This is a genomic window from Nocardia goodfellowii (assembly GCF_017875645.1).
In the GTDB taxonomy this organism is placed as follows: Bacteria; Actinomycetota; Actinomycetes; order Mycobacteriales; family Mycobacteriaceae; genus Nocardia; species Nocardia goodfellowii.
In genome coordinates this window covers 4,151,481-4,169,983 of record NZ_JAGGMR010000001.1, presented here as the reverse complement: position 1 = coordinate 4,169,983, position 18,503 = coordinate 4,151,481, and the positions used below count along the sequence as shown (strand labels likewise).

General features: G+C 68.6%; 11 protein-coding genes. 5 read left to right on the top strand and 6 right to left on the bottom strand.

Features of this window, described 5'->3' with window-relative positions; all coding sequences use genetic code 11:
• Window positions 1–16: 16 nt before the first annotated feature.
• From BJ987_RS19110 to metH, 5 genes are all read right to left on the bottom strand, one after another.
• A complete protein-coding gene (locus tag BJ987_RS19110) occupies window positions 17–874 on the bottom strand; it encodes a class I SAM-dependent methyltransferase (RefSeq protein WP_307869674.1) in 858 nt (285 codons plus the stop codon).
• On the bottom strand, window positions 852–1,709 hold the full coding sequence (locus BJ987_RS19105; protein ID WP_209891809.1) for a HalD/BesD family halogenase: 858 nt from the start codon (window positions 1,707–1,709) through the stop codon (window positions 852–854). Before BJ987_RS19105 ends, BJ987_RS19110 begins: the two co-directional genes overlap by 23 nt.
• A gap of 182 nt (window positions 1,710–1,891) precedes the next feature.
• Complete coding sequence (locus BJ987_RS19100) at window positions 1,892–2,572, bottom strand: HAD family hydrolase (RefSeq protein ID WP_372446879.1); 681 nt, start codon at window positions 2,570–2,572, stop codon at window positions 1,892–1,894.
• 68 nt (window positions 2,573–2,640) lie between these two features.
• Window positions 2,641–4,242 (bottom strand): serine/threonine-protein kinase, encoded by a 1,602-nt coding sequence (locus BJ987_RS19095; protein WP_209891806.1) that lies wholly within the window; start codon window positions 4,240–4,242, stop codon window positions 2,641–2,643.
• Window positions 4,243–4,620: 378 nt separating this feature from the next.
• Window positions 4,621–8,253, bottom strand: a complete 3,633-nt coding sequence (gene metH / locus BJ987_RS19090; protein ID WP_209891805.1) for a methionine synthase — start codon at window positions 8,251–8,253, stop codon at window positions 4,621–4,623.
• Between the two features lie 154 nt (window positions 8,254–8,407).
• Here metH and BJ987_RS19085 point away from each other — a divergent pair, with 154 nt between their 5' ends.
• Window positions 8,408–9,292 carry a PAC2 family protein gene (locus BJ987_RS19085; RefSeq protein WP_209891802.1) on the top strand — a complete coding sequence of 295 codons (885 nt, stop codon included), beginning with the start codon at window positions 8,408–8,410 and terminating at the stop codon, window positions 9,290–9,292.
• A 47-nt stretch (window positions 9,293–9,339) separates the two neighbouring features.
• On the opposite strand, the gene BJ987_RS19080 is transcribed toward BJ987_RS19085, so the two are convergent.
• Window positions 9,340–9,672, bottom strand: a complete 333-nt coding sequence (locus tag BJ987_RS19080) for a hypothetical protein (RefSeq protein WP_209891798.1) — start codon at window positions 9,670–9,672, stop codon at window positions 9,340–9,342.
• A 208-nt stretch (window positions 9,673–9,880) separates the two neighbouring features.
• Between BJ987_RS19080 and BJ987_RS19075 the strand changes: the two genes are divergently transcribed.
• From BJ987_RS19075 to BJ987_RS19060, 4 genes are all read left to right on the top strand, one after another.
• Window positions 9,881–11,113 (top strand): NsdA family TPR-like regulatory protein, encoded by a 1,233-nt coding sequence (locus tag BJ987_RS19075; protein WP_307869672.1) that lies wholly within the window; start codon window positions 9,881–9,883, stop codon window positions 11,111–11,113.
• 204 nt (window positions 11,114–11,317) lie between these two features.
• Complete coding sequence (locus tag BJ987_RS19070; protein WP_209898696.1) at window positions 11,318–12,793, top strand: TIGR02677 family protein; 1,476 nt, start codon at window positions 11,318–11,320, stop codon at window positions 12,791–12,793.
• The gene (locus tag BJ987_RS19065; protein ID WP_209898693.1) at window positions 12,793–14,217 is read left to right on the top strand and encodes a TIGR02678 family protein; all 1,425 of its coding nucleotides are present in this window, start codon (window positions 12,793–12,795) and stop codon (window positions 14,215–14,217) included. The genes BJ987_RS19070 and BJ987_RS19065 overlap by 1 nt, the downstream gene beginning before the upstream one ends.
• 2 nt (window positions 14,218–14,219) lie before the next feature.
• Entirely contained in the window at window positions 14,220–18,473 is a 4,254-nt protein-coding gene (locus tag BJ987_RS19060; RefSeq protein WP_209891794.1) for a TIGR02680 family protein, read from the top strand.
• Window positions 18,474–18,503: the final 30 nt, after the last annotated feature.

The following is an 18,503-nucleotide window of genomic DNA, read 5'->3' as shown; positions in this document are numbered from 1 at the left end:
CGGTGCGGCAAGGGAATTATGGGCGCGAGAGGTAGAGGTTGGCGTAAAGCCAGCCCTGTGCTTCATAGCCTGCGGTATCTATGCCCTTGGCGGTCAAAAGATCCAGCACCTGCGACCTTTCACCAGGGGAAGCGAACCGGCGCTGCTCGAACATGCCGGGAACACGTTCGGTGCGATAACCCAGGGTCGACAGGTGCGCGGCGATCGGCGCGAAATCGAACATTCGCAGCACGAAATGCGCCATCCACGGTGGGCGGCGCGAGCCGGCGGACGCGATGCGCGCAAGGGTTTTCTCCGTCACATAGCCGATGCATCCGGTCGAGATCACCAGGTCGGCGCTCGCCAGAATACGGCGTTGCTCCTCGGTCGGCTCGGAGGTTTCCAGGTCGGCATGCACCGTGTCGTGCAGCAGGCCCGCCGCGTGTGCGTAGGCGAGCGCGGGGCGGGCGGCATCCATACCCAGGAATCGGATACCCGGCAGTTTGTCCGCCGTGGCCAGTCGCGCGCGGTCGCGAGCGGCCAATGCGGCCCGATCGAATTCGACTGCATCGCCGTAATATTCGGCCAGCTCGCCCATGCTGGTATCCAGGCGCAATAACGCGGCGTTGATGCCGTAGGAGCAGCCGATATCGAGCACGGTGAGCGTTTCGCCGCCCGTCGCCGCGCGGCACTCCAGGATTTGCTGTGCGAAATGGGTTTTCGCTAATTCCGGTATGCGATAGTCCAAATCTGCCAGGCGGGTGTAATAGTCGCGCGGATCGGGACGGTGGTAGATGTCGTCGAAGGAGGCTTTCCCGGTCGTATGCAACGGTACTGGCACGTGTGTGTTCCTCTCGAACGGACGCGGCTGCTCAGTCGAGCAGTTGGTCGCCACGGACCAGGCGTGCCCGGGCGGCTAGATGGTCGGGCAGGACACGGCCGAACAGTTGCCGGGTGCGCTCCACGGTGCCGATCACACCGGGACGGTCGGTGTAGGCGAAGATCGCCGAATGGCGTTGCGCGGCACCGGATACCGGTGACACTCGATGGAGCGAGAAGCGCCCCTGGAACAGCTGCAGGTCACCCGGCCGCAACTCCAGCCGACGCACGTGCCGCGCACCGGAGCCGGTGAGCACACTGCGAACGTCGTCGAGGTTCTCCGCTTCGGGAGATCGAATATTGGGGCAGTACTCGAAGACCCCGCCGGATTCCGCGGGCTGGGTGAGCATGCTGACGGTGAACTCATTGGTGTCGAAGTGCCAGGGGTGCGACATGCCGGGAGCCACCACGTTCAGGCAGAGCCCGGCCAGTGGATCGGCGAATTCATGCAGCTCGGCGAGGCCGAAACAGTCCGCGACGAAACGCTGGAACCGTTCGTCGGTGTAGAGCCGATGAATCAGTGCGTCGCCGGGGATCCGGTCGCGCGCCACGAACGCGTTGCCTCGCTCCAGCACGATCCGCCCCGGATGATCGGGCGGCAAGTCGGTGTGCAGCGGAATATTGTAGGCGTTGACCTGCTCGACCTCGTAGTGCGCGTGCGGCGCCAGCGCCGCGCCCTGCGCCCGCAGCGTTTCGATCAGTTCCGGCCGGATGAACCCCCGCAAGACCGTGCAGCCACCGTCGGCCAGGTCGGCCCGAGCCCGCGCCACAGCCGCGCCCCGACCCTCGCGATCGGCCAGCGGATAGCGCACGGTGTCGACCAATTCGTCCAAATCCCCGGTCGCCGCCATGTTGCTATTTTGATCGACCCACGAGCTCCGCGCGCCGCTTTCCCCACCCCGTGAGCACCATCACAATCCGCACCGATACCGAGTTATGTTGTAAGACAATGCCTCTCACCGCGGTTTGTGCCTACCTCCAATGCGGCGGCCACCGCGCGAGCCGGCCACGTCGGACGTGCGATGATCGCGGGTCAGGCGATCTCGTGGCGAATGTGTCGCAGGTCGGTGTGGGTGAGGCCGATGAGGGTGTCGCGGAAGACGCGGGTGGGGCTCGGGGGGACCGGGATTTCGCAGGGCACGACCAGGACCGCGCAGCCCGCCAGTTCGGCCGCTCGCGCGCCGGTCGGCGAATCTTCGATGGCCACACAGTGTTTCGGGTCGACGCCGAGGAGTTCGGCGGCGCGCAGGTAGATGGCGGGGTCGGGCTTGCCCTGGAGGACTTCGTCGCCGCAGACCGAGGCGTCGAAGAATTCCCGGCCGAGGGTGTCCAGGCCGTATTCGGCGAGGGACCGCTTGGTGTTGGTGACCAAGGCGCTGGACAGGCCGGCCGCGCGGACCATGGCGAGGGCGTCTTTCGCGCCGGGGCGCCACGGGATCGGTCCGGTCATCAGCTCGGCGACGCGGGTCTCCAGGAACAGCCGGGCCCGCTCGACTTCGGCCACGTCCGGTTCGAGACCGAGGCCGGTGAAGATGATGCGCATGGCGTCGGGGCCCGCGGAGCCGATCAGCGCGTGGCGGATCTCGTCGGTCATCTCGTGCCCCAGTTCCCGAGCGAGCTCACGAACGGCTATGTCCCACAGCTTCTCCGAATCGAGCAGCGTGCCATCCATATCCCAGAGAACCGCGGCAAGCGCTGTCACGTTCGGTGTCACTCCTCGAAATCCGCGGCGGCCTCTCCACCAAGTCGTTCACCAGAGTAACGGCTGGCCGTTTCCGGAGGTCAGGTGCTCGAGGCGGTGATGAGCAGGCGGCCACCTTCGGAGGACACGCGGAACCAGCGGGTTTCGCTGTCCCGCTGACCGTTGGCTTTCACGTAGTTGATCGTGGCCGTGGCCCCGTCCCCGCTGGGCGTGACATTGCTGACGCTCACCGACCGGATCGTCCGCCACCACGAGGAGTAGGCGTTGTAGCCGCCGGTCTGGGCTTGATAGGCCGGGGCGAGCTGGGACCACGCACCGTCGATATTGCCGGGCAGCATGCCGTAGTAGCCCTGAATGAATTGCGCGACCCGCTCCGGGGTGGGCGGCCCGGCCGGCGTGGTCGTCGGGGGCGGGGTTGTGGTGGGCGGCGGCGTGGTGCTGCTCGTGGGCGGCGGCGTGGTCGTCGACGACGGCGGGTTCTGCGGCTCCCGCTGCACCGGATCGCCGCCGCCGACCGAGGACGGGGCGGCCGGCTCCGCGGTAGTGCTCTGCTGGGCCACCGGGTCGTCGCCGTTGTCGCGGCTCCACAGCAGCACCCCGGCAATCAACACCGCCACCGCGGCGAAAGCCACCAGCGCCAGGATCTGCTTGTTCGGTCCGCGCTCCCCCGCACCCCCGCGCAGCGTGTCACCGGTCCGGGTGGGCGGTGGCGGGGTGGGGTTCCGGGCCGCCGGTGCGGCGGCCGGAATGAATTCGGTCGGGCCGTGATCATCGGAACCCGGGGTGGCGAGCACCGTGGTGGCGTCGCCACCCGGCGCGGGCATCACCCGGGTGCTCACCGGAGCCGCGGCCAAGGCCGGCACCCGGCCGTCGGCGATGGCCTCGAGCGCCTCGCGGGCCTCGCGCATGGTCGGCCGGGCATCGATGACGGGTGCGAGCAGACGCAGCAGCACCGGGCCGAGTTCACCGGCCTGCTTCGGCGGCGGGATCTCGCCCCGGGCCACCGAGTGCAGCACAGCCAGCGGGTTGTCGCCTTCACCGAAGGGCGGGCTGCCCTCGACGGCCGCGTACAGGGTCGAACCGAGCGCGAACACGTCGGAGGCGGGTTCGGGATTCTCGCCGCGCGCCACTTCCGGCGCGAGATAGGCAGGGGTCCCGGCGAGGAAGCCGGTGGCCGTGACCGTGACGTCGCCGACAGCACGCGAGATACCGAAGTCGGTGATCTTCACGGTGCCGTCGTCGGCGACCAAGAGGTTGGCGGGCTTCACGTCGCGGTGCATGATCCCCGCCTCGTGCGCGGCGGACAGCGCGGCCGCGGCCTGCGCGCCGATCCGCGCCACCTCCTCGGGCGGCAGCGTCTGGTGGCCGGACAGTTTCGCCGCCAGGCTGGGCGCGTTCATGTATTCCATGACCAGCCAGGGCTGGCCGTCCTCTTCGGCGACGTCGAAGACGGTGATGGCGTTGGGGTGGTGCAGCCGGGCCGCGATCCGGCCCTCGCGCATGGCGCGCAACTTGGCTTCGAGGGCGGCCGAGCGGGACAACCCGGGGCCGAGGATCAATTGTTTGACCGCGACCGTGCGCCGCAGCCGGACATCGGTGGCACGCCACACCACGCCCATGGCGCCGGTGCCGATCGGATCCGTGAGCCGATACCGTCCAGCGATCAACCGGTCCGCCGTCATTGGGTTGTAACCCTCCCTGCTTTCACGCCGAGCTCGATCGCACTCCTGCGCGCGAGTCCGGAATATCCGAAAATCGTACGCGCCGAAGTACTTTGCACCCGTAAGCAGTTTGTGGCCGACCATTTCGGGCGACCTGCGAACAGTCGCCGACAGAACGCATCCGCCGACTGCTCCGGATGCAGTTGCAACTGCATCGACAATGGCATACCCAACCGGCGGAGATCCACCAACTCGCGGCAAGACTTCCGCCGGGTGGGACGAATCACGTGCCCGCCGGTACCGGATAACCTGGTCTTATCCGTTCCCGGACAACCGAATACGCGGTCCGCCGACGCCGATCATTCCGTGAGCACCGTCACAACATCCCGCGTGGTCGGATCAGGCGTTGAAGTACTTGGCCTCCGGGTGCAGCAGGACGAACGCGTCGGTGGACTGCTCGGGATGCAACTGCAGTTCCTCCGACAGCACCACACCGATCCGGCCGGCCTCCAGCAGGTCGACCAACTTCGCGCGGTCCTCCAGATCAGGGCAGGCGCCGTAGCCGAAGGAATAGCGGGCGCCGCGGTAACCGAGCTTGAAGTAGTCCTGCACGTCGGCCGGATCGGATTCGGCCACCGCATGCCCTTCCAGCGTCAGCTCCTCGCGGATTCGGCGATGCCAGTACTCGGCGAGCGCCTCGGTGAGCTGCACGCCGATGCCGTGCACCTCGAGGTAGTCGCGGTAATTGTCGCCGGCGAACAGCTCGTTGGCGAAGTCGGCGATCGGCTGGCCCATGGTGACCAGCTGGAACGGCAGCACGTCGACCTGACCGGCCTCCTTCGCCTTGGCCCGGGAACGGATGAAGTCGGCGATGCAGAGGAATCGGTCGCGTTGCTGGCGCGGGAAGGTGAACCGATAGCGTTCGGGCGCATCCGGATCCGGTTCGGTCAGCACGATGACCTCGTCGCCCTCCGACACCGCCGGGAAGTATCCGTAGACCACCGCGGCGTGCTGCAGCACGTTCTCGGTGGCCAGCCTGTCCAGCCAGTACCGCAGCCGCGGCCGGCCCTCGGTCTCCACCAGCTCCTCGTAGCTGGGGCCCTCACCGCCGCGCTGGCCGCGCAGACCCCATTGGCCCAGGAACAGCGCTCGCTCGTCGAGCAGACCCGAATACTCCTGCAGCGCCAGCCCCTTCACCACGCGGGTGCCCCAGAACGGCGGCACCGGAACGGGCAGGTCGGCGGCCACGTCGGAGCGCTCGGGCACCACGACGGGCACCTCCTTGGCCTTGCGCTCCTCGGCGATGCGCTTGGAACGCTCGTGGCGGGCCTTGCGTTCGGCGGCCTTCTCCCGCTCGGCGACGGCGGCCGGGCTGTTGGGGTCGATACCGCCGCCGCGCTTGACGGTCATGATCTCGTCCATCAAACGCAGGCCTTCGAACGCGTCCCGCGCGTAGTGCACATCGCCCTGGTAGACCTCGGTGAGATCGTGCTCGACGTAGGCACGGGTCAGCGCCGCGCCACCGAGCAGGACCGGGAACTGCTCGGCGACGCCCTTGGCGTTGAGCTCCTGCAGGTTCTCCTTCATGATCACCGTGGACTTCACCAGCAGGCCGGACATGCCGATGACGTCGGCCTTCTTGTCCACGGCGGCGTCGAGAATCGTCGCGATCGGCTGCTTGATACCGAGGTTGACCACCTCGTAGCCGTTGTTGGACAGGATGATGTCGACCAGGTTCTTGCCGATGTCGTGCACGTCGCCCTTGACGGTGGCCAGCACGATGCGGCCCTTGCCGCTGTCGTCGGTGGCCTCCATGTGCGGTTCCAGATAGGCCACCGCGGTTTTCATCACCTCGGCGGACTGCAGCACGAACGGCAACTGCATCTGGCCCGACCCGAACAACTCACCGACGGTCTTCATGCCCGACAGCAGGGTTTCGTTGATGATCTGCAGCGGCGGCACCTCGGCCATGGCTGCGTCCAAATCGGCTTCCATACCGGCTTTTTCGCCGTCGACGATGCGCCGCTCCAGACGCTCGAACAGCGGCAGCGCCGCGAGTTCCTCCGCGCGCGAGGCCTTCGTCGAGGAAGTCGACACACCTTCGAACAGCGACATCAACTTCTGCAACGGGTCGTAATCCTCGCCGCGGCGGTCGTAGACCAGATCCAGCGCGGTCTGGCGCTGTTCTTCGGGAATGCGGGCCATCGGCAGGATCTTGGACGCGTGCACGATCGCCGAATCCAGTCCGGCTTCGACGCATTCGTGCATGAACACCGAGTTCAGCACCTGCCGGGCAGCCGGGTTGAGACCGAAGGAGATGTTCGAAAGCCCCAGGGTGGTCTGCACATCCGGGTGTTTGCGCTTGAGTTCGCGGATGGCCTCGATGGTTTCGAGGCCGTCCTTGCGCGACTCCTCCTGGCCGGTGCCGAGGGTGAAGGTGAGCGTATCGATGATGATGTCGCTCTCCAGCAGACCCCAGTTGCCGGTGATATCGGCGATCAGGCGTTCGGCGATCTCCACCTTCTTCTCGGCGGTGCGTGCCTGCCCCTCCTCGTCGATGGTCAGCGCCACCACGGCCGCGCCGTGCTCGGCGACCAGTGCCATGGTCTGCTGGAAGCGGGATTCGGGGCCGTCACCGTCTTCGTAGTTCACCGAGTTCACCGCGCACCGGCCACCCAGGTGCTCCAAACCGGCGCGCAGCACCGGGGTTTCGGTGGAGTCCAGCATGATCGGCAGGGTGGAGGAGGTGGCCAGGCGCGAGGCCAGGGCCTCCATATCCTTGACACCGTCGCGGCCGACGTAGTCGACGCACAGGTCGAGCATGTGCGCGCCGTCGCGGGTCTGGTCCTTGGCGATGTCCAGGCACTTCTGCCAGTCCTCCACCAGCATGGCGTCACGGAAAGCCTTGGAGCCGTTGGCGTTTGTGCGCTCGCCGATCATCAGGATCGAGGCGTCCTGCTCGAACGGCACCGCGGTGTACATGCTGGAGACGCTCGGCTCGTGCTCGGGCCGGCGGCGCTCGGCGATCGGCGGCAGCGATTTCTCCACCTCGCGCACCGCCGCGGTGACCTGGCGGATGTGCTCGGGCGTGGTGCCGCAGCAGCCGCCGACCAGCGCCAAGCCGTATTCGGCGACGAACCCGCGCAGCGCGATCGCCAATTCCTCGGGCGTCAAGGGGTATTCCGCGCCATTGGGGCCGAGCACCGGCAGGCCCGCGTTCGGCATCACCGACACCGGCAGCTGCGCGTGCTTGGACAGATGGCGCAGGTGCTCGCTCATCTCGGCCGGGCCGGTGGCGCAGTTCAGGCCGATCATGTCGATGCCGAGCGGCTCCAGGGCGGCGAGCGCGGCGCCGATCTCGGAACCGACGAGCATGGTGCCCGTGGTCTCCACGGTGACGTGGGTGATGATCGGGATCCGGCGACCGGCTTGCGCCATGGCCCGGCGGCTGCCGGTGATCGCGGCCTTGACCTGCAGCAGATCCTGGCAGGTTTCGATCAGGATGGCGTCGGCGCCGCCGTCGAGCATGCCCAGGGCGGATTCGACGTAGGCGTCGCGCAGCACCGTGAAGGGTGCGTGCCCCAGGGTGGGCAGTTTGGTGCCGGGACCCATCGAACCCAGAACATAGCGAGGGGTCCCGTCCGCGGACGGGCCCATCTCGTCGGCGACCTCCCGCGCGAGCCGGGTGCCGCGCTCGGACAGATCCCGGATCCGATCCGCGATGTCGTAGTCGGCCAGGTTCGGCAGGTTGCAGCCGAAGGTGTTGGTCTCGACCGCGTCGGCGCCCGCCTCGAAGTACGCGCGGTGAATGCTGCGCAGCACGTCGGGCCGGGTGTCGTTGAGGATCTCGTTGCAGCCCTCCAGGCCGCGGAAATCGTCCAGCGTCAGATCCGCCGCCTGCAACATGGTGCCCATCGCACCGTCGCCGATGACGACACGACGAGCGAGCGTGTCGAGAAGCGTGGTATCGAACGCGGGGTCGGCGACAGGACGCCTCCCAGGCTGAACGCGGGCGGTACGGGACGCAGGCATGCGTACAAGCGTAAAGGGCGCGGGCGACAAAGCCACCAACCGCACCTCCGCAGGTGAGGGGTACGTGAACCGGACCACACCGCGATCTCCGGACCCGGCCGTGTCCTTCCTATATGACACAGCGCTCGCGGGGCCCACACCGTAGGGTGAACGGGTGAACCCCAGTGAAACTCCCGAGTCGGAACTGCCGACGCTGCGGGATCCCGTGCTGGTCGCGGCCTTCGAGGGCTGGAACGACGCGGGTGACGCGGCCAGTGGCGCGGTCGAGCATTTGGAACTGATCTGGGACGCCGAACCGCTAGCCGAACTCGATTCCGAGGACTACTACGACTACCAGGTGAACCGCCCGACGGTGCGCCAGGTCGACGGCGTGACCAGGGAAATCCAGTGGCCGTCCACGAGTTTGTCGGTGTGTTCGCCGCCCGGCAGCGAGCGCGACGTGGTGCTGCTGCGCGGTATCGAGCCGAATATGCGCTGGCGCAGCTTCTGCGGTGAGTTGCTCGCGATGATCGAGCAGTTGGGCGTGCAGACGGTGGTCATCCTCGGCGCGTTGCTGGCCGATACTCCGCATACCCGCCCGGTTCCGGTCACCGGGTCGGCCTACAGCAAGGAAGCGGCCGAGCGGTTCAACCTGGAGCAGACCCGCTACGAGGGACCGACCGGTATTACCGGGGTGCTGCAGGACCAGTGTGTGCGCGCCGGTGTGCCCGCGGTCTCGTTCTGGGCGGCGGTGCCGCATTACGTGTCGCAGCCGCCGAATCCGAAGGCGACCATCGCGTTGCTGCACCGAGTCGAGGATGTGCTCGATATCGAGGTGCCGCTCGGCGAACTGCCCAAGCAGGCCGAGGACTGGGAAGACGCCGTCAACGAGATGACCGTCGGCGACGAGGAGATCAGCGAGTACGTGCGTTCGCTGGAGGAGCGCGGCGACGCGGCGGTGGATATGAACGAGGCCATCGCCAAGGTCGACGGCGACGCCATCGCGGCGGAATTCGAAAAGTACCTGCGCAGGCGGGGTCCCGGGAGTTTCGGGCTGTAATCAACAGGCGCGGGGGCGCGGCCGCGGGCCGCGCTCGCCGGGCAACCTCAGCCGCGGCCGCCGGGTGGTCCCTGCAAGTCCTCGACGGTCCACACCTGGGCCGCCGCGTCCTGAGCCAGCTTCGCGATCAGAATGTCGCGGGGAATGGTCTGGCCGGCAAAGTGATCGAGCGAAGGAACCACTACGTGGTGCGCGTCGGCGCGCTTGAGTTCCTGCGTCAGCTCGGCGAACGCCGTGCCGTCACCCGAAGTCGATTCATGGAAAGTAGCGGCGAAGCACAGCCCTTCGGCTTCCGCGAGCATGCTCATCGCATCCTCGAGTTCCGCGCTGTGGCCGTCGGCAAGATCGTCTCGCAAGTATCCATAGATCAACGCTTCCACCCGAACCTCCGTTGGTTATGGGTCGCTGAGTGCATTGTTTTGGATGTCCCGCTGAAGGGGTAAAGCACAGTGGGGCAGTGGGTTGGCAAACTGTAGCCGCTCCCTGTCCAGGATGTCGGACGCCATGTTGCAAAAGCAGGTGTCAACCCAGTGACATCTCTATGCCCTATTCGGTCCGCTGAACGTTAACTGGTGCGATACTTGCACAGTGGCCGCTGGAGACGATCGACCCGTCTGGGCTGTCCGGATGCGCTCCGAGCGCGACGCCAGGGGGTGGTCCCAAGCCGACGCCGTGCGCGTGATGCGCGCCAAGTCGTCGCACAATTTGCCGACAGACAGTACGCTGCTGCGCAATTGGCGGCGCTGGGAGTCGGGCGAGTCCCGCCCCGACGACTTCTACGCCCCCATCATCGCCGCCGCCTTCGACACCGTGACCGCGGCGTTCTTCCCCAAATCCCGGCCCAACCGGGACGACGAGCTGCTCTCCGCCACGGGCATGGACACGCTGGAATTCATTGGGCGACTGCGCATGTCCGACGTGTCCGCGGCCACCCTGGACGCCATCCGGATCACCGCCGAACGCCTGTGCTGCGAATATCCCTATGCCGACCCGCATTCCCTGCACAGCGAGGGAACGGCCTGGCTGCGCCGCATCACCTCGCTGCTCGACGGTCGTCTCACCCTGGCCCAGCATCGCGAAATCCTCGTGCTCGCAGGCTGGGTCGCCCTGCTGGTCGGCTGCGTCGACTACGACCTGGGCCGTCGCACCTCCGCCGAGGCCACTCGCCGCGCCGCCTGCTCCCTGGGACTCGAAGCCGACCACACCGAAATCACCGGCTGGGCCGCGGAAATGGCGGCCTGGTTCGCGTTGACCCAAGGTAACTACCGGGGTGCCATAGAGGCTGCCGATGGTGCGCTGGAGGTGTCCAGCTCCCTTGGCGTCGGTGTCCAGCTGGCGGCCCAGCGCGCCAAGGCCTGGGCCCGGATCGGGGATCGCGCGGAGGTCGAGCGGTCCCTGGGCACCGGCCGAGCGATCTTGGAGCGACTCGATCCGCCCATCAATCTCGACAACCATTTCGTCGTCGACCCGCAGAAATTCGATTTCTACGCGATGGATTGTTGCCGCGTCGCCGGTGAGGACAAGCTCGCGGAAACCTATGCGCGTGAAGTCATCCGCAACTCCACCCGCGCCGACGGCACCATCCGCAATCCCATGCGCGTGTCCGAAGCTCATCTGACGCTCGCCGTGGTCGCCGTCCGCAACCGCGACCTGGAACTCGCGGTCGACGAAGGCATGCGCGCCTTTTCCGGCAAACGCAGATCACTGCCGTCTTTGATGTGGATCGCCGGTGAGGCGGCACGCGAGATCATCGAGCGGTTTCCCGGCGATCCCCGCACCCGAATCTACCTGGACCAGCTGCGATCCCTCTCCCCCGAGTGAGCGAATCCGCCGCAACCGCTGCTGCCGCCACCGGATTCGACCATTCCAATTTGCCTGCGCGAACACGCCGCAAACCGGACACGCGGGGTTGTTCCGTCGGGTGGCGACTCGCCCGCTACTACCCTGTTCCCGGTGACCGACTCCGCCGATGGCCCGACGCTCGACGAAACACCGCGGGCCGACTTCGAACTCAGCGACGAGCGGCTGCGGCTGTTCTCCTTCGCTACGGCGGAGAAGCGCGCTGACTATCTGTGGGTGTTGCGCGCGTTCGACAGCGCGCGAGCCGCGTATGTGGTGTTGCTGCACGCCGACGACGTCGCCGAGTGGATTCGGCGCAACAGCGCGGGAGCGGCCGAGCTGTCCGGGGCGGAGATCGGACCGCTGCTGGATCAGCTGCATCAGTGGGGCGTGCTGGAACGGTCCTATGACGGGACCCGGGCGGCGACGCTGGCCGAGTACCGCAACCGCCATTACGTGTATCAGTTCTCCCAGGCCGGGTTCCAGGCCTATCGCGCGGTAGCGGGAGTACTGGCGGCGCGGTTGGACGAGGCGGCCTTGTCGCGGCTGGTGCTGCCGGAGTTGCTCGCGGATCTGCACGCGCTGGCGGAGGCGAACCACGCCGGGGACGCGGAGCGGGTCTATCGGACGCTGCGGCGATTGGATGCGGCGCTGACCGACATGGCGGCGCGGGCCGCGCATTTCTATCTGTCGCTGGGCGATATGGTCCGCACGACCGAAATCACGCCCGAGGCGTTTCTCGTGCACAAAGACGCGCTGCTGGCCCACATGCGGGACTTCAGCATGGATCTGGCGCGGTTCGCGCCGCGGCTGGCCAACGCGATCGCCGACATCGAGGAGACCGGCGTCGACGAATTGATCGAACGGGCGGCGGGATGTGACGAGCGGGTGCTGTTGAGTCCGCAGGAGCGGCAAGCGGATTGGCGGGCGCGGTGGCAGGGCTTGCGGACCTGGTTCGTGGCGGCGGAGCCGGGTGACTCCACCGAGGCGGACCGGTTGCGCGAGGCCACGATGAGCGCGATCGCCGCGGTGCTGTCGCTGCTGCGGCGGGTGACCGAGACCCGGCGCGGCGGCGTCAGCCGGGAGTCTGCGTTGCGGCATCTCGCGGGGTGGTTCACCGCCGCGCCCAGCACCGACAGCGCGCACGCGTTGTTCGACACGGTGTTCGGACTGGGACGGCCCCGCCATCTGTCCATGGAGCATCCCGACGCGGACCTGATTCCCCCGACTCGTTCCTGGTGGGACGCACCGCCATTGGAGATCTCCCGGACCCTCGCCGAGACCGGACGGCCACCGCAGGCCGGTGCGCCCGCCCGGATCCAGCGCAACGACGCCAGCATCCGCCGGTTGCGGGAGGCGCAGCTGGACGCGCAGCGCGCACGCGCCGAAGCCGCGAAATCCCTTGCCGCGGCGAATATCTACGAGCGCGAACTGGACGACCGGGAGACCGAGGTGCTACTACGTCTGCTCGACGCCGCCTCCACCGCCTGGGTGCCGGTGAGCGGGCGGGTCGAGGGAACCACCGGATCGGACAACGGCGTCACCCTGACGGTGTCGACCCATCCGGGGTCGACGGTGATCCGCACCTCCCGTGGGCTGCTGCACCTCAACGGCCGCAAGCTCGACGTGCGAGCGACCCGGCACAAGGGAGGCCGGGCATGATTCACGCACGCCGCATCGACGCGCTCGCACTGGACAACTACCAGCGCGCGGCCCGGGTGATCCTCGCCAATCACCTGATCACCCGGACCTATCCGGACCGCATCGCGCTGCCGCTCATCCGCCGCTGGGCCACCGAACTGCGGGAGGATCTGGCCGAACTGTTCGGCTACCGCCTGGAAGTCACCGAGACCACCGCGCGGTTGTTTCCCGTCCTCGATCGGCTCGATGCGGGCAAACCCGCGCGCACCGTGAACGACCGGGTGTTCGATCGCCGCCGCTACGCGTATCTGTCGCTGGCGCTGGCCGCGCTCGGGCGCGCCGGTGACCAGATCACGTTGTCGGAGCTGGCCGATCAGGTCGCGGCCTACACCGGGCGGATCGACGGCCTCGACCTCTCCCCTGACCGGGCCGCGGATCGAGACGCGTTCGTGGACGCGATCGGCTGGCTCGCCCACCGCGGCGCGCTCAGCCTCGCCGACGGCGACGCGGGCGGCTGGGCATCGGATCCCTCGATGGGCGAAGCGCTGTACGACATCGATCGACCGGTGGTGTTCGCGATCTTCCGCCCGCCGCGCGCACTCCAGCACCTGCACAGCGTGGCCGGGCTGCTCGGGGAGGAAGCCCAGCCCACCGGGCAGCCCGCCACCGCCGACGCCGCGCGCCGGGTGCGGCGCGGTCTGGTGGAGCGGCCCGTCGTGTACACCGAGGACCTCGCGCCGGACGAGCGCGCGGTGCTCGCCCAGGAGCGCATCGTCGCCGAGGTAGAGCTGTTCACCGGACTGCGGGCCGAACGGCGCGCGGAAGGTGTTGCGCTGATCGATGTTTCGGGACGCCTGTCCGATGTCCGATTCCCCGGCACCGGCACGCTGGCGCAGGTGGCGCTGCTGCTGGCCGGCGAGATCGCCGATCTCGTGCTCGATATCGACCATCCCTTGCCGCGGCGGCCCGCCGTCACCGACCCCATGCTGGGACTGATCGCGCGACTCGATGACGCGATCCCCGAGTCCACGGTGTTCGCTCCGCTGGCCGATCTCCCGTTCGCCGATTCCGCCGACGACGACGCGGATCCGGACGGCACCGAGGACGCACCGGAACCCGCGACCTATCCGTTCCTGGCCTACGCCTGGGTGACCGAGACCGTGCAGGCGCTCACCGATCGCTACGGTGTCACCTTCGCCGCGCAATGGCAGGCGGACGTGCCGGGACTGACCGCCGAGGTGGTGGCGCTCCTGGAGCGGTTGCGTCTGGTTCAGGTGGTGCCGGGAACCGAAGGCCCGCAAGGTTTGCTGATCCTGCCCGCCCTCGCCCGGTACCGGGGCGCCGTCGTCACCGTCCGTACCAAGCGGACCGAAGAACTGTTCGTCACCGCCGCGTCCGTGTCCTCGCACGACGCGGGCGCGGGCGTTGCCACGGAAGGGGTTTGACCATGTCGGTTATCCACGGCGGAGTGCGCTTCATCCCGACCCGCGCCGGGATCGTCAACCTGTGGGACTACCGGGACCAGGAGTTCTGCTTCGCGGACGGCCGGCTGGTGCTGCGCGGACCGAACGGGTCCGGCAAGACCAAGGCGCTGGAGGTGCTGTTCCCGTTCGTGCTGGACGGCCGGATCGAACCGCGCCGGCTCAACCCGTTCGCCGGTGAAGAACGCACGATGAAGTCGAATCTGCTGTACCGCAAGCAGGAATCGGCCTACTCCTACATCTGGATGGAGTTCGCGCGCGGCAGCTGGGACGACCCGGAAGTGGTCACCATCGGCATCGGCATGCGCGCCACCCGCTCCTCGGACAAGGTGACGCGCTGGTATTTCGTCGCCGACGGCCGGGTCGGCGTGGATTTCTCCCTCATCGGCCCCGACGACCGGCCGTTGACCCGTAAGCAGCTGGCCGAGCAGATCGGCACCGACTGCATCGTGGACCGACCCGTGGAATACCGCACCGCGATCGACGCGCGCATGTTCGGCCTCGGCACCCAGCGCTACGACCAGCTGATCAACTTGATTCTGACGCTGCGCCGCCCGCAGCTGGCGAAAAACCTGGACCCGCGCGGACTTTCGCAGGCGCTGACCGACGGTCTGCGGCCGATCGACGAGCAGATGATCCTGGACGCGGCGCGCTCCTTCAGCGATATGGAGGAGGTGGGGCGCAACCTCGAGGGTTTGGTGCACGCCGACACCGCGACCCGCGCGTTCGTCGGGGTGTACCGGAAATACCTTGCGGTGCAAGCGAAGACGGATGTGGACCAGGTGCGCACCCGGCTCGACGCGGTGACGCACGCGAGCACCGCGCTGTTCGCCGCGACCGCGCTGCGCGAGCGCCGGGAAACCGAGCGCACCGCCGCCGAGGCCCGCGCGGACGACGCGGACCGCAGCTACGAGCAGGCGCTCACCGACCGGGAAACCTTGCAGCGCTCCAGCGCCTATGAGGGAAAACAGCAGCTCGACGATCTCGCCGACGCGGTGCGCAGGCTGGAGACCTCCGCCAGCGTGCACCGGGACAAGGCGCTCAAAGCCCGGCAGACCCTCGATCAGCGGGTGCAGGAAGCGGAACGGGCTACCTCGGCCGTGCGCACCGCCGCCGCGGCCCTGGCCCGTGGCGAAGACGAATTGCGTGCCGCCGCTGAGGAAGCGGGCATCGAGTGGACCGCGCCCTCGGAGGACTCGCGCGCGGACAATCTCACCGCCGCCGTCCGGGCCCGCGCCGAAGCACGCGACGCCGACGTCCGCGCGGTCCGAAAAGCATTGGGACTGATGGATGCCGCGGCCACCGAACGGACCCGGGCCCAGCGTCAGTCCGACCGTGCCGTGGCGGCGCGGGAATCGGCGGCGGCCGAGGTCGCGGCGGCCGAGGCGGCCGTCGCACTCGCCCGCACCCAGGCCTCGGCCGCGCTGCGCGCCTGGTGGGACGAGCACCGAGAGGTGTACGCCCCCATCGAGAAGGGTTTGTTCGACGCGCTCGACGCCGCCCTGGCGAACGCCGGGTCCGATGAGGCCGCCGGTGTCGCCGAGGTACTCGCGGAGCGCGCCGAACCGCTGCTCGACGAGGTGCGCAATCGCCGCCAGGAGGCCAAGTCGCGGGCGGCCGCGGCGGCGGAGCGGATGTCCGAGCTGAGCGCCGAACGAGATCGGGTCGCGGCCCAAAGCGATGATGCCCCACCGCCTTCGGCGACCCGGCTGGACGCGCGCGGTGACCGGCCGGGCGGGCCGCTGTGGCAGCTCGTGCGATTCGCCGACGACATAGCCCCCGACGCGGCCGGTGGCATCGAGGCCGCCCTGCATGCCGCGGGTCTGCTCGACGCCTGGGTCTGCGCGGAAGCCGACCTGCCCGCCGAATACACCTCCGAGCAGTTCCTGGTGCCGGCACCGACCCGCCCGTCGGGCCGCACGCTCGCCGATGTGCTTGTGGTGGAAGAGGATTCCGAGCAGCTGACCGTCCCGCGCCAGACCGTCTCCGATGTCCTGGCGTCGATCGCGCTGCACGAGCACGACACGACCGGTCCCGGCGACGGCCACGTCGCGGTCAGCACCTCCGGATCCTTCCGCCAGGGCGTGCAGGTCGGCCGGCACCACAAAGCCGAGGCCGAGTTCATCGGGGCGACGGCACGAGCTCGGCGGCGCGAGCTCCGGCTCACCGAGTTGACCGCCGCGCTGGAAGCGGCCGCCACCGCAGCGGACCGGGCGGCAGCCGAAGAAGCAGCCGCCACCGCCGAACTCGCCCGCATCGCCGCCGCCGCGAAGGTCCTGCCACGCCCCTCGGCGGTTACCGCGGCCTTGCGCACGGTCGCCGAGGCGGCGGGCATGATGCGGTCGCGCTCCGAAGCCGTCACGCAGGCCGAGAGCGACCTCGATCAGGCATTGGCCACGGTGGCCACGGTCGACAAGAAGCTGCGCGCCATCGCCGCCGAACACAGCACGCCGCGCGATCCCCGCGATATCGACGCGCTCGCCGCCGCCATCCGGCATTTCGAGAACACCGGCACCGGTCTGCTGCGGCTGCGCACCGAGCACGACCGGGAGCGGGAGCGCGAACGGGAAGGCGCGGACCGCCTGGCCGAGGCCCGGGACCTCGCCGAGGCGTTCGCCGAGGAAGCCGAAGCCGCCGAAGCCGGATACCAGGAACAGTCCCGCAAACTGGAGACGCTGCGCGAGGCGCTGGGTGCGGGCGCCGCCGACATCGACCGGGATCTCGAACTGGCCCGGGAGAAGATCGAAGCGGCACGCGCCGAGCAGAAGGCGGCGCGCAAGGCCGCCAATGCCGCCATCGAAGCGGTCGGTGACGCCGAGGCCGCGTATCGCACCGCGCACGAAGCCCTCGGCACCGCACTCACCGAAGTCCTCGCCGACGTGAAAACCCTTGCCCCCTACGCCCAGCCGGATCTGCTGCGGCTGCTCGGCGCACCGGCGGACAGCCGCTGGCCGAGTAGCGAGGCCGCCTGGTCCACGCCCGAGCAGCTGCTCTACCGGATCACCCAGGCCGGACCGGACACCGGACCGCACGGTGGCGGGCAGGCGGCGGAGTGGGTGCGCACAGTGCTGCCCGACGAGGTCGCCGAACTGTTCGAAAACCTCGTCGGCGCAACCGCTTCGGTGCGGGCCGGGGAGGCGGCCCGCAAGTCCACCCGCAGCGCCGTCACCTCCGCGCTGCAGGAGTTCGACGCCGCCCTGGCCGGCTGCGGCCGCGACTATCGTCTGCAGTGGGATGCCGCGGACGGACTCACCGTGGTCCAGGTGGCCGACGAGCAGGGTCTGTCCGCGCTGGCCGATTTCGCGAGCCGGATCGATCAGGCCCGCCACGATCAGGAGTTGCTGCTGACCGACGCCGAACGCCGCATCCTGGAGGACGCGCTGCTCACCGGCCTGGCCCAGCAGATCCACGAACGCACTACCGACGCACGCGATCTCATCGCCCGGATGGGCGCGGAGATGAAGAAGCGCCGGATGTCCTCGGGCAACACCATCGGCGTGCACTGGGTGCTGGCCGACTCGCTCTCCGACGCGGCGCGCGCGGTGTGCAAACTGCTGGATCGGGACGCCTCGGCCCTGTCTCCGGAGGACCTGGCCGCCATCCGATCACACTTCGCCGCCGAGATCCGGGCCGCCCGCGCCGCCCACCCGGAACGCTCCTACCCCGAAATCCTCGCCGCCACCCTGGATTACCGCACCTGGCGGGTCTTCTCCTTCACCCTGATCTCCGGTGACGGCACCGAGGACAAACTCACCGTCGCCCGGCACAGCGCGCTCTCCGGTGGCGAACAGTCGGTGTCCCTGCACCTGCCGCTCTTCGCGGCGGCCCACGTCATGCTGGACTCCGCCGATCCCCAGGCGCCTCGGCTGCTCGCCCTCGACGAAGCCTTCGCCGGCGTCGACGACAACGGCCGCAGCGAGCTGCTCGGCCTCAGCGTCCAATTCGATCTCGATCTGTTCATGACCGGCTACGACCTCTGGATCACCTACCCGCACGTACCCGGCTGCGCCCACTACGACCTGGCCCACTCCACCGCGGAGAACTCGGTCAGCGCCACACTGCTGGTGTGGGACAGCGGCGATCTCCTGGCCGAGCACGACGGCACGGACCTCACCACCGCGCTCGGCTCCCCCAACCGCCGCCGCGTCCCCAACGGGATCGAAGGTGGTCTTCCACTCGACAACATGCCGGGTGCACTGGAACCGGCCGGAGCCGTCTGAGCTCGCCTATCGACCAACACATCGCCCCCG